Consider the following 13,396-nt stretch of genomic DNA (forward strand, 5'->3'; position numbering starts at 1 on the left):
TTACTGAACGAAATGCCGAAGAATGTAATTGTCAATTTTGCTTTGAGTTTGGCCCGCGGAAAAACGTCGTTAAATATTTATGCAAAATTTTTGCTATTGATACTTGCCATGTCATTTATTACGTCATGCCGCGAATCATCCGAGGGTAAAATGATCCAGATCATTGCCGGTCTGAACCAAAAGGATTACAACAGCCGCAATCCGTTTTGTCCTGAAGCGAAAGTGGCGCAGTGCGATAGCTTACTTAAACTGCCGGGCAGGGAAAATGATTTTTATCTTTTAAATACCAAGGCTAAGCTTTTATTGGAAACCGGTGACGAAACACAGGCTGTTGCCATCTACGAAAAGATGGTGAGGGGGACCGATAGCTCAAAACGTGATTTATTTGAACCGGATATGGCACTGGCCTATATGAGGTTAGGCGAGCGGACTAATTGTATGTTGAACCACAACCGGATGTCATGTACCTACCCAATAAGGGACAACGCGATTCATGTAAATCAAACCGGTTCGCGACATGCTATTGCGGTTTATGAAAGTATTTTGAAGAAGCATCCGGCTGACCTGGAATCCCGCTGGATGCTCAATATCGCTTACATGACACTGGGGCACTACCCCGATAGTGTGCCCAAGCCGTTTTTAATTCCAGATCTCGATAAAACATCCGCGACAAAAATAAAGCCGTTTATCGATATGGCTGCCGATGTTGGTATTAAACTGAAAAGCAGGGCGGGTGGCGTTATAGCAGATGATTTCAATAACGACGGTTACCTTGACATAGTAACTTCAGGAACGGAACTTGATGATCACATGCATTATTTTCAAAATAATCAGGACGGAACATTTATTGACAAGTCTGAAACAAGCGGGTTGCGGAAGTTTACCGGGGGGCTGAATATTCAGCAAACTGATTACAACAACGACGGGAAGATGGACATTTTTGTACTGAGGGGTGCCTGGAAAAAGAACGGTTTTGGTAACCAGCCGGCCTCCCTGCTGCGCAACAATGGCGATGGCACATTCACGGATGTGACGATACCCGCCGGGCTACTTTTTTATCACCCTACACAGGCGGCGGTTTGGGCTGATTTTAATAACGATGGATGGCTCGATGTATTTGTAGGAGCGGAGGGTTTTAACAACGGCGACAGCGTCAATATCCATCGGAGCATGATTTATATAAATAACCGGAACGGTACCTTTACTGAGGTTGGCCATAAAGCGCATTGCGATGTAATGTCATACGTAAAAGGGGTTACATCGGCAGATTTTAACCATGACGGATGGCCAGATGTTTTTATTTCGACAATGGACGGGCGTAAGTACCTTTTAAAAAATAAAGGTAACAGCGGGAATATCCCCGACTTTGAAGACGTTACCAAGCAATCCTGGATATTGGCAAATACCAACAGCACTTTTACTACCTGGTTTTTTGATTATAATAATGATAGCTGGCAGGATATCCTGATTGCAGATTACAAATTCGAGGCCCCGCTGGGGTATTATTCGGCTGCCGAAGCGCTCGGAAAGCCCATACCCAATGCAGGAAACATTTACCTGTATAAAAATAACCATAACGGCACTTTCACTGATGTTACCAAACAAACGGGTCTTGATAAAGTAGTGTTCAGCATGGGTGCAAACTTTGGTGATATTGATAATGACGGCTTTCCCGACCTGTATTTTGGCACAGGCAACCCCGATTTTGGCTCTCTTATACCCAATAAAATGTTCAGGAACGTAGACGGACAGCGGTTTGAGGACGTTACAGGCGTCTCCGGAACGGGAAACCTGCAAAAAGGTCACGGTGTAGCGTTTGCAGATTTCAGGAACCGTGGCTTACAGGATATATTCATTGAAATGGGCGGGGCTTACGCCGGCGATGCCTATACCAGCGCCTTGTATGTAAACCCTGGTCAAAATGATAACAACTGGATAAGTATAAAGGCAGAAGGGATAAAAAGTAATAAAGCTGCCATTGGCAGTCGGTTAAAAATAACATTTGTTGACAATGGTGTTAAAAGAAGTGTTTACCGCGACTTAAACTCGGGTGGCAGTTTTGGTTCATCACCTATACAGGCGGAAATAGGTGTAGGGCATGCCGGGCTTATCGAAGAGCTTGAAATAACATGGGCTGGCAGCCATAGCGTTCAACGGTTTCGTAATTTGAAAGTAAACCAGTTCTACCACATTACGGAAGGAAAAGGGAAAGTGGCCCTGGTTCAATTAAAAAAACTTAGTATCAATAATATGGCGATGAAAATGTGAGATCTCGCTTAAATCGAGATAGCTGTCAGTTAATTCACAGGCATCTACACCAAATAAGCTTTGGATGATCTGTGGGCGCATAAAAAAGGCAATCAAGGTAAAAGGCTACCTGATCATGAGCGTTTCTGGTTGGATTGTTTGTCCATAGAGGTTAAGATATCCGGTATCAGATCGAGAACGCTTTCCTAATGCCGTTTGAAACACCAGTGTAAGGCAGCCATTGGCATAAAGCGGCAAGATAAAATCAGCACTGGGGGTTTTGCTTTCAATGATCAGTATACCAGTGACATATTAGTCAAGGTCGGGAGGCGGAAACAACGTAATTATATTCACCGATTTTTAAATTACTTCTTTCAATTAATAAAATAAAATTATCTTTGTAACTAAGATAATCAAAGTTACAAAGATATTGTGAAAAGCGAAGCTATTACCCGGATAAGAAAACTAAGCCAGTTGTATGCTTATACATCCATTCAAATGCATGAAAATATCGCTCGAAAAGCCGGACTATCAGGTACCGATCAGAAATACCTGGGCTTTTTCCTGGTGAAAGGGGCCATGACAGCCGGCGAGCTTATGGAAGTAACCGGGCTTACCAGCGGCGCTGTTACAGGTTTGATTGACCGGTTTGAGAAAAAAGACCTGGTCAAAAGAGAATTTTCGAAAACGGACAGGCGAAAAGTATTGGTAGTGCCGGATACTGAAAAGATAATGCAGCTCATGGCTCCGCTTTACAAGGATTATCGCAGCCATTCGGAGCAATTGATCGGTTCTTTCGCTGAAGAAGATTTAAAAATCATCGAAAAATTTTTGGAAGGATCGATTGCAATTATGAGTGAAACGGTCAACCAGTTTAAAGACAAGTAAAGTATAATGAAAAACAGAAGTTTATATATTGTTGATTTAAAAAAGGCCGATAAAACGTTTAATAGGTTAATTGGGGGCAAGGGCGCAAATCTGGCAGAATTATATAAGATTAAGGCGCTTAATGTGCCTGACGGTTTTTGTATAACCACTGAAGCGTTTAAAGAAACTGTCGGAAACGATCAGGAGTTTAATTCACTGCTGGAGCAATTAGCATTGCTAACCGGAAACCAAAGGAACGAGATCCATGAAATAAGCAAAAAGATCAGAACGCTGATAGAATCGATAGCTCTTTCTCAGGAATTGAAAAGCCAGATCGTTGCGCGTATGGACCAATATGGTGGTGATTATGCTTACGCCGTTCGTTCAAGTGCGACAGCGGAGGACTTAGCCACCGCGTCGTTCGCCGGACAACAGGATACCTACCTGAACGTTATCGGCGAAGCCGCCATTTTAAAACACATCAGCAAATGTTGGGCATCTCTTTTTACGGAACGTGCCATCATCTACCGGCTTCAGAATGGCTTTGATCACCGCAAGGTTTACCTGGCTGTTATTGTACAGCAAATGGTAGCTGCAAAGGTAGCGGGTGTACTGTTTACGGCCCATCCTGTTAATGGTAACAGGAAAGTGAGCTCGATAGATGCGAGCTTTGGCTTGGGGGAAGCACTGGTTGCTGGTTTGGTTAACGCCGATAATTACCAGGTCCGTGCTTCAAGAATTATTGAAAAGAAGATTTCGGAGAAAAGGATCGCTATTGAGATCATTATAAATGGCGGTACTGAGCAAAAAGAGATAGGGCTGGAGCAACAACATAAGCAAGCACTAACTGACGAGCAAATTTTACAACTCGAACAAACGGGCAGGATGATCGAGGCACATTTCGGCGATCCTCAGGATATTGAATGGTGTTTAAGTGACGATAAATTCTATATCGTGCAAAGCCGGCCGATCACCACATTATATCCTGTGCCCGGGTCAGACAGCCAGGAGAACCGGGTTTATGTATCTGTAGGACATCAACAAATGATGACTGATGCATTTAAACCACTCGGCATATCTGTTTGGATGTTAACCGGAAACCGTGCGATATTCAAAATGGCTGGCGGAAGGTTATTTGTAGATATCTCGAAGGGCCTCGCTTCGCCGGCTGGCAGGGAAAATCTGTTGAATGTGTTAGGGCATTCAGACCCGTTGATAAAAGATGCCCTGATGACTGTAATCGATCGAAACTTTATAAAAAAGGACCCTGAAGCCAATATTCCCGGACAGGTTAAAGGTCATCACGGGATGTCAGCGGCGGATATACTTGCGGAAGCGGAAGCTGATGCCGGGATTGTGGCCGATCTCATCAGCAGCAGCGAAAGGTCGGTATCAGCATTGAAAGATAACATCCGGATAAAAACAGGACCGGATGTATTTGATTATATCCTCAATGATATGGAGCAGCGGAGGCAGTTGTCTTTAGAAAAGAAAAATCTGAACGTGATCATGGCGGCTATCCATGCTTCGGCCTGGATCAATGACAAGATGAAAGAGTGGCTTGGTGAAATCAACGCAGCAGATATTTTATCGCTTTCTGTACCAAATAACATTACTTCAGAAATGGGCCTTGAACTTTTGGACCTTGCGGATGTGATCCGGCCTTATCCGGAGGTCGTTGCCTATTTACAGGAGGCAAAACAGGATAACTTATTGAATGGGTTATATCAGTTGGAGGGGGGATGGCAGGTACACGACGCTCTCATTGCTTATCTTAACAAATATGGTATGCGTTGCGCCGGCGAGATCGATATTACCCGTACACGATGGAGGGAAAATCCAGGTGCGCTGGTTCCGATGATCCTGAGTAATATCAAAAACCTTGAACCGGGCGAGAGCACCCGAAGATTTGAGCAGGGGAAGCAGGCAGCCTTAGAAAAAGAACAAGACTCGATATTGCGTCTGAAACAATTGCCTGATGGTGAAGAAAAAGCCCTGGAAACGAAGCAAATGATTGACCTGTTGCGGAATTTTATCGGCTATCGCGAATATCCGAAATACGATATCGTGAGCAGATACTTTATTTATAAGCAGGCTTTGCTTCAGGAAGCCGAACGCCTTGTAAAAGCCGGTGTGCTTCATGACGAAAAAGATAGCTATTATCTTTATTTTGAAGAGCTGCAAGAGGCGGCGCGTACCGGAAAAGTAGATTACCAGCTTATTGACCAGCGAAAAGCGGATTATCAATTTTATGAAAAACTGACGCCGCCACGAGTTATTACGTCTGAAGGTGAGGTGATAACCGGTCATTACAGGCATGAAAATATCCCGGTAGGGGCCCTGGCCGGTCTCGCTGTTTCTTCAGGCATAGTTGAAGGCCGCGCACGCGTGGTGCTAAACGTGGAGAGTGCTGATCTGGAAGATGGCGATATCCTGGTTACAACCTTTACCGACCCAAGCTGGACACCTTTATTCTTAGCCATCAAAGGACTGGTTACAGAAGTTGGCGGACTAATGACACATGGCGCGGTAATAGCCCGTGAGTACGGTTTGCCGGCGGTTGTTGGGGTGGAAAACGCAACCAAACTGATTAAAGACGGTCAACGCATCCGTGTGCATGGAACCGCAGGGTATGTGGAGATTATGAGCGAAGCGGGCGTTTAGCGGAAATAATCTTGTCGCGAATTACCCCCGGGATTGTCGCTTTTGCACACTGCGAAACACCGGCGTGTATCCCATCTTTGTATCGTTGATTAAGTTTATGATCAATTAGGATCATGTGCCGAAAAATAACAAAGTGAACCGGCAACCGTACAGGATTTTTAAACAAGCAAATAACAATGAGTACAATACAAATCACAAGGTCAAAGCTCTGGAACGCCATTAAGCTTTCTCTTAATGGCGAGCAGCAGGATTATACTCAAGGCAGTATCCCGAAAGCCATCTTTTTACTGGCTATCCCAATGATCCTGGAATTAAGCCTGGAAAGCGTTTTTGCGGTGGTAGATATGTTCTTTGTAGGTAAACTTGGGCAAAACGCTATAGCCACGGTAGGTTTAACTGAGTCGGTGATCACCATTGTCTATTCCATCGCTATTGGCTTAAGCACCGCGGCCACGGCAATCGTAGCGCGAAGGATTGGTGAAAAGAAACTGGAAGCCGCGGCACATGCAGGAGCCCAGGCGCTGGTAATTTGCCTGATCACAACTATATTGGTAAGCCTGGCCGGTGTCTTATATGCACCTGAGATCTTGAAGTTAATGGGTGCAAGCGAAGAAGTGGTTCGGGATGGAGTTATTTTTACCCGCATCATGCTGGGCAGTAGCCTTATTATTATCCTGTTGTTTCTGATTAACGGAATTTTTCGCGGCGCTGGTGACGCCGCCATGGCGATGAAAAGCCTTTGGATCGCAAGCATTATCAACATTATTCTCTGCCCGGTTTTCATCCACTTTTTTGGGTTGAAGGGCGCTGCCATGGCCACCGTAATTGGAAGGAGTTGCGGGGTGACCTTCCAGGTATATCACCTGTTTAAAGGCAGCGGCATTCTGAAGTTTCGCAGTGCTCACTTTAATTGGGATCCGGCTGTGGTAAAAACCATCATCGCTGTAGCCTGGCCGGCAACCTTTCAATTTATCATTGCAAGCGGCAGTTGGATCATCTTGACGCGGTTGGTTGCTGAAACCGGCGGTACAGCAGCTTCAGCCGGTTACCAGATCGCTTTCCGGAATTTTGTTTTTTTTATTTTACCATGCTGGGGGGTAAGTAATGCTGCAGCAACCCTGGTGGGGCAAAACTTAGGTGCAGGTCATGTTGACAGGGCCGCTCAAAGTGTATTGCTTACAGCGCGATATAATGCCGTATTGATGAGTTTTGTTATGCTGCTGTTCCTGTTCTTCGCCCGTCCCATCATCAGCATTTTTACAACCGAACCGGTTATTTTGAACTTTGGCACTACGGCACTCCGGATTATCGGTTCTGGATTTATTTTTTATGCTATAGCCATGGTCATGAGCCAGGCCTTAAATGGGGCCGGCGACACCAAAACGCCTACATGGATCAATTTTGGGTGCTTCTGGCTTTTTCAGGTCCCTTTAGCTTACTTACTTGCCAAAGGCTTAGGGTTGCATTCGGCAGGCGCCATAGCAGCGGTACCTGCGGCCGAGGCGCTTTTAGCTCTGGTTTCCTGGTATTACTTCAAAAAAGGGAACTGGAAAAAGGTGAAGGTGTAAGGCCATTCATTGAATTGCTAAAAAACAATTAAATTACATAAAGTAATGAAAAAGAAAATCTTATTTATTGCATGCCTGTTATTCGGGCTGATGTTTATCAATGCAGGCCTGAACAAGTTTTTAAATTACATGCCTGTACCTAAAGACATGCCGCCAAATGCCATGGCCATGTTTGGCGCAATTATGCAGATTAAATGGCTGATGCCACTTATCGGCATTGCCGAAATTATCGGGGGGATCCTGGTGATTATTCCCCGTTTCAGGGCTTTAGGCGCGGTAATCATTTTTCCCGTTATGGTTGGCATATTGTTAACTGTTATTTCTTTATCTTCGGGAATACCGATGGTGCTTGTGCTTTGGGCGGTGCTCATCTGGGTGCTATTTGAAAACAGGGAGAAATATTTTCACATGATCCGGTAGCGGATGGCAAGTCTGGCTATTCCGCAACTAAATAATAACCGTTCGGTGAATTGGAAATTACAAATGATTATAGGCAAGTCGTGTTACGTATTTGATAGACTTTATTAAAAATCACATGAAACTTTTTGAAAAAGAAACGGGCAAAACAAACTGTGTCGGGGTAACCGGAGCTTCTGCAACAGGGGCATCAGCAATCGCTGTGTTGGCATTGGGATCTATGGCTATTGGTGCTATTGCTATAGGTGCATTGATGATTAGCCGAATCATGGTTAAAAAAGCTGTGGTCAGAAACCTCCATGTTGGTAATCTCAGCGTAGATAACCTTGTAATTAAAAACCGGGAAGAATAGCACGTCCTGGGGATCAGGTTACGTTGAATTGAGGTGGAGTAAAGTGTTATTAGAGTCGTTTCTGGGTCTGCCCTTGTTCCCACGATAATTTCGCCTCGCCGTCGATAGCCAACAACATCGTTCTCGGACACTGGCCGGCTTGCGTCGGAAACTCACCTGCTTTAAAATTCGTCTTTTGCTATGTTTTGAAATAAATTCAGAACGGTCATCTCAAATTGCGGGAATATGGCAGCCACGAAGACAGATTACGCATTTATAAAATAAATGTTGTTTTTAAGCGTTACATTCATCATTTAGTGCATGAAAAGAGCGTGTTTGGGAATTGTGTTGGCTGCACTGTTATTATTGACGGTCGGCGGTTGCGGCGTAGTTAAATCTTTGGGTAAAAATCCTGATGGCGAAGAACTTACCCGGTTGGATTCTTTACCAAATTATAAAAATGGAGCTTTTATAAATTTGGCTGAACTTTCCGATTCTACGGTCAAACGTAAATTTCTTTTTTTGAGCAGACGTCCTGAAACCATCAGGCCTTCTCATGCACTTCCGTGGATTAAAACCGATCTGAATTCATTAGCTGCTCCTGCACCTACGATCGTTTGGTTTGGACATTCATCTTTACTTATAAAAAGCGGGCAGTTTAATATGCTCATTGATCCGGTTTTTAGCAATCATGCCGGACCGGTGCCCGGATTGATTACCGCATTCCCGGGTACAAAGCATTATCATGCCGATGATATGCCTCAAATAGATGCGCTGATCATTTCTCATGATCACTACGATCATCTGGATTATCGTACTTTGAAAAAACTAAAAGATCGTATTAAAATGGCTGTTGTGCCGATGGGAGTAGGCTCTGATCTGGTATACTGGGGGTTTGACCCTAAAAAGATCATCGAACTTAATTGGAACCAATCGATTACGTTGTCCGGTGGTATTCGGATTACCGCCACCCCGGCCCAACATCGCAGCAATCGTACGTATAAGAATGAGAATAAAACATTATGGGCCTCTTACGTTTTTCAGATTGGCAATTATAGGCTGTTTTACAGTGGCGATAGCGGGTACGGTCCGCATTTTAAACAAATAGGCCAGCAATTCGGGCCATTTGATCTGGCGTTTTTGGAATGCGGGCAGTATAGCCCCAATTGGCCATGGACGCACCTGTGGTTAGGGCAACCCGCACAGGCTGCTGCTGACCTGCATGCCCGTTTGTTACAGCCTATTCACTGGGCTAAGTTTATTGAAGCTAACCAGCCCTGGAACGAACCGATAAAGAGGCTTGTGCCTGCAGCAAAGGAGTTGGGTGTCGAACTAAACGTTCCGCGTATTGGCGAGCCTTACACTTTAGGCAATCCCCTCAAACAGTCTGCATGGTGGAATTTTGAATAACTGCTTTTGTAATATTGAATAGTTAATAAGAAGGATCATATCCGATGGCAGGATGACCATTTGAACAACCGGCAATCAGTATACAAGGCCAGCTTAGCTAATCAATTTTTCAGGTGCCTCCAGATGATATCATGAATGTCGGTCGCTATCAGGTCCTGTTTTTCCAATGGGTTATCGGTAATGATCACAGGCTGATATTCTGACGGTACATCCACCCGGCCGTGAGAGCCTTTAATCAGGGCGGCATCCAGTGGAATAACATCCATCACATACCTGAAACCAGCCTTTTTGCGCAGCAACTTGTAGCCGGCGCGGAGCTTTGAACTCATAAACATCTCAACAGGATCATAACCCGGTTTTTTGTGGATGTCAACTACGCGCGCGTAATCCGGGGCAAGCGCATCATCCAGCCAAAAATAATAAGTGAACCAACTTCTCTCATCAGCAATAAGGACGAGGTCTCCGGCCCGGGGATGGTCGATGTGATACGCGACCTGCTCTTCCCGGGTCAGCACCCTTTCAACACCAGGTACGGCTTCAAGCAACGCTTTGACTTTTGCCGTTACGCTCGCATCGTTGATGTAGACATGTGCCAGTTGGTGATCAGCTACCGCAAAGGCTTTTGAAGCGCCAGGGTCAAGTATCTCCAGTCCACGCTCAATCCTGATGCCTAACAAGCCGTTTTGCCTCAATACCCGGTTTAAATGAACCGGGCGGTCCACCGGGGAGATACCATATTCGGAAAGGATAATGATCTCGGCATCTTTTTTCCTGTAAAACGAAACCAGATCTTCGATAATTTTATCAATATCATTCAGTTCTTTGGCAATAATTGGTAAATCCGGACCGAATTTTTGCAGGCAATAGTCCAGATGAGGCAGGTATATCAGTGTTAGCGTCGGGTCATGCAGCGTATCTGTTTCCATTGCAGCGTCAGCTATCCAACGGCTTGATTTGATATTGGCGCCGGGCCCCCAAAACTGAAAAAGCGGAAACTGCCCCAACTTCGCCTGAAGGTGGTCACGCAGGTCGGCAGGCTCCGAGTAACAATCCGGTATTTTTCGTCCGTCGGCAAGGTAGTTTGGCCTGGGCGTCACGGAGTAATCCGCCGAGGAGTACATATTGTACCACCAAAACATTATCGAGCTCGTGAAAGATGGATCTTCGCTTTTGGCCTTTTCCCATATTTTCCGTCCTTCAACGAGTTTGTTTGACTGCTTCCAGAATTTTACTTCACAATCCGCGCGGTCATACCACCCATTACCTACAATGCCATTGTCAACAGGAAATTTGCCGGTGACGTAGGCGGACTGCATGGCGGTGGTAACAGCAGGCAATACAGGCGTTATATGCGTCAGATGTCTGTCTTTGATATAAGATTTAAGAAATGGCGTATGCTCGCCGATCAGAGACGTGGATAAACCTACTACATCGATAACTACCGTTTTATTCATAATTGTCTTCTTTCTTATGATATCTGCGCTTTAACCCAATCTAATTCCCGGATGATCGATTGCGTTAAGGGGGCCTTCAGCTCATCCGGTAATACACTCCAGGTATATGTTTCCACTTCCAGGTGTTGTGTGAAAGCAGTGTTCCTGAACTTGTTGAGCACCCTGATAATATCGTTTTGTGTTGATTGCACCACACCCATATCCTCAACAAAAACAGGCACATGAAAGTGCGCACGCCATTCATTGACTACCGGGTTCCGGCTATCTGCCAGGGCTTCCGGTAAATCGGGATAGCGGATCAATTCTCCCTTTGCGGTTTTCGCGATCACCTGGTGCAGATAGGTTGGCTCGTTGAATCTGGCAAGCGCGTCGGTCACCTCGTCCCTCATTGCCAGATCCACCGGAAGATGGGCCTTTAAGGCAGCACTGATTTGTATCTTGCCTACCTGGATACCTTTCGCGGCCAGTTCATCAATAACGCTCTCATGTTCCTCATAGCCGATAGCAAAATGGCAAACGTCATAACATAGGTTAATGTGTTGTTTTACAGCTGCTTCTGCATCAGCCGGAGACAGGCCAAACTGTTCTCCCAGCACTAAAATACCCCGCGGCAACAGGTCGTTTTCAAACCAATCTATAAACTCCCGACCTGATTCCAGGAAGCCATCCGGCTCGGGTTCGATATCCAGGTGCATCAGGACCCCGGCCGAGCGGTGTATTTTAAAAAGTGCAGCTGCCACCGTTAAAATATTCTCCGTGGCGATCGCCCTTGTGTTGTTCCTGGCCTCACCGGCCGCATGCCATGGTTTATAGCTTAAGGGTGAGGTTGAAATCCCTCCCTGCAAACCTTCAGGAAGTAATTCGGCTAATATATGAAACAGGCGTAAGGTATAATCCACGCGCTCAACTGTTGTCCAATCAGGCGCATGTACTTCGTCCTTGACTACGGTGTTATGGAAACCGCCATAGGGGAAACCGTTCATCGTGAATACATAAGCATCATGATCAAACAGCCATTGTTTGAACTCCGCTAAGTTATCTTCCTCTGCCAGCAAACCGAGACTGGCCATATTGGAAAGACGCAGGCCAATACCCATTCGTTCCTTCCCCGCAAGGGCCGCCCTGATTGCCGGGAAATGGTTTTTCAGGGCTCCGAAAGTTTCCGGCCAGTTCTCCGCGGGATGGATATTGGTACAATAGGTCAGGTGCGCTGCATTTATTTTCATGAGGGCAGATGTTTGTATTGTTTAAATTTGCGTTTGCTGAAGTTCGAGTTGCCGGTTGTATAGTTCAATACTCGCTTGTTTCAAAAGCTCGGTATCAATTTCATGCACCTCGGCACCTTCGCCAATAGCATTGAGTAACGTAATGGTGAGCTCTCCGCCCAAATGCTCGCGAAACTCCTCCAAGCCCTGCAATAATGGGCTGTCATCTCCGCTGATCTTTAAGAGCCCATGGCTGATTTCAAAGCCTAAGTTTTGGATCAGGCTTACCACGCGCTCACTGTCCGCAACGGTTAAACGGCCGCAAAGGCAGGAATAAACCGTATCCAGGGCTATCCCCATGGCTACTGCTTCACCATGTCGAACGTCGAAACCGCTAAGATATTCCAGTTTGTGCGCGCTCCAATGCCCGAAATCCAAAGGGCGTGATGAGCCGCTTTCAAAGGGGTCGGCGCCGGCAATGTGCTGCATGTGCAGCTGCGCGCAGCGCCAAATCAGGTAATTCATTGCTGTCGCGTCGCGGCTCACGAGGGCGGGTGCGTTCTGTTCTATCCAGTTGAAAAAAACAGGGTCTTTGATCAGGGCAACCTTGATAGCTTCGGATATCCCGGAACGCCAGTCACGGTCGGTCAGTGTGGTCAAAAACTGGTCATCATTAAAAACAGCGGCAGGTGGTGCGAATGTGCCCAGGAAATTCTTTTTCCCGAAATAATTGATGCTGTTCTTCACCCCGATCCCTGAATCGTTCTGAGACAGCACAGTTGTTGGTATGCGGATAAGCTTTACTCCCCGGTGGGCCACAGCAGCGGCGTAACCTGCCATATCCAATACGGCTCCGCCACCGATTACGGCGATGTATGAATGCCGGTCTATACCGTAATTATTTACCGCTTCGAGGATCATATCAAAATAGCGTTCATCATTTTTTACGTACTCGCCGCCGGGTATCAGCAAGATCTCGGGCACCAGCTGAACAGCAGTATGCGCCTGAAAATAGGAATTAATATCAGAGCATAAATCCCCATGGGCGTCAGCAACCCCCTGATCCACCACAAAAAGAATCCTCCTTAACGCGCCTGAAGTAGCAGCGGTTGTCAGAAAACCGTTTAGAAGGGTATTGTCCTTTGCGAATAAAGCCGACGTAAAAAAGACGTTATAACTATATTTTACGCTGAAGTTCTGTTGCAAATGTTCCATCGGAGGAAGATCTATTGT

10 protein-coding genes are annotated in these 13,396 nt (G+C 45.8%); 7 read left to right on the top strand and 3 right to left on the bottom strand.

The window, feature by feature from the left end:
* The first annotated feature begins 12 nt into the window (after positions 1 to 12).
* The 7 genes from DIU38_RS08325 to DIU38_RS08355 all read left to right on the top strand — a co-directional run bounded on the left by DIU38_RS08325 (position 13) and on the right by DIU38_RS08355 (position 9,504).
* Entirely contained in the window at positions 13 to 2,268 is a 2,256-nt protein-coding gene (locus tag DIU38_RS08325; RefSeq protein ID WP_112653752.1) for a CRTAC1 family protein, read from the top strand.
* A 411-nt stretch (positions 2,269 to 2,679) separates the two neighbouring features.
* Positions 2,680 to 3,135: a MarR family winged helix-turn-helix transcriptional regulator gene (locus DIU38_RS08330; RefSeq protein ID WP_112653751.1), complete on the top strand. Its 456-nt coding sequence runs from the start codon at positions 2,680 to 2,682 to the stop codon at positions 3,133 to 3,135.
* Between the two features lie 6 nt (positions 3,136 to 3,141).
* Positions 3,142 to 5,778, top strand: coding sequence for a phosphoenolpyruvate synthase (gene ppsA / locus DIU38_RS08335; protein ID WP_112653750.1), 2,637 nt, complete (start codon positions 3,142 to 3,144; stop codon positions 5,776 to 5,778).
* Between the two features lie 176 nt (positions 5,779 to 5,954).
* Positions 5,955 to 7,346 carry an MATE family efflux transporter gene (locus tag DIU38_RS08340; RefSeq protein ID WP_112653749.1) on the top strand — a complete coding sequence of 464 codons (1,392 nt, stop codon included), beginning with the start codon at positions 5,955 to 5,957 and terminating at the stop codon, positions 7,344 to 7,346.
* 45 nt (positions 7,347 to 7,391) lie between these two features.
* Entirely contained in the window at positions 7,392 to 7,766 is a 375-nt protein-coding gene (locus DIU38_RS08345; RefSeq protein ID WP_112653748.1) for a DoxX family membrane protein, read from the top strand.
* 115 nt (positions 7,767 to 7,881) lie between these two features.
* On the top strand, positions 7,882 to 8,115 hold the full coding sequence (locus tag DIU38_RS08350) for a hypothetical protein (RefSeq protein WP_112653747.1): 234 nt from the start codon (positions 7,882 to 7,884) through the stop codon (positions 8,113 to 8,115).
* A gap of 300 nt (positions 8,116 to 8,415) precedes the next feature.
* Complete coding sequence (locus tag DIU38_RS08355; RefSeq protein WP_112653746.1) at positions 8,416 to 9,504, top strand: MBL fold metallo-hydrolase; 1,089 nt, start codon at positions 8,416 to 8,418, stop codon at positions 9,502 to 9,504.
* Between the two features lie 101 nt (positions 9,505 to 9,605).
* Here DIU38_RS08355 and DIU38_RS08360 read toward each other — a convergent pair whose 3' ends face one another.
* The 3 genes from DIU38_RS08360 to DIU38_RS08370 are packed head-to-tail and all read right to left on the bottom strand — an operon-like array spanning position 9,606 to position 13,378.
* Positions 9,606 to 10,958, bottom strand: a complete 1,353-nt coding sequence (locus DIU38_RS08360; RefSeq protein WP_112653745.1) for an alkaline phosphatase family protein — start codon at positions 10,956 to 10,958, stop codon at positions 9,606 to 9,608.
* 14 nt (positions 10,959 to 10,972) lie between these two features.
* Positions 10,973 to 12,184 (bottom strand): metabolite traffic protein EboE, encoded by a 1,212-nt coding sequence (gene eboE / locus DIU38_RS08365; RefSeq protein ID WP_112653744.1) that lies wholly within the window; start codon positions 12,182 to 12,184, stop codon positions 10,973 to 10,975.
* Positions 12,185 to 12,205: 21 nt separating this feature from the next.
* The gene (locus DIU38_RS08370; protein ID WP_112653743.1) at positions 12,206 to 13,378 is read right to left on the bottom strand and encodes a 3-dehydroquinate synthase; all 1,173 of its coding nucleotides are present in this window, start codon (positions 13,376 to 13,378) and stop codon (positions 12,206 to 12,208) included.
* Positions 13,379 to 13,396 lie beyond the last annotated feature (18 nt).

The sequence above is a fragment of the Mucilaginibacter metallidurans genome (assembly GCF_003286435.2).
GTDB lineage: Bacteria > Bacteroidota > Bacteroidia > Sphingobacteriales > Sphingobacteriaceae > Mucilaginibacter > Mucilaginibacter gossypii.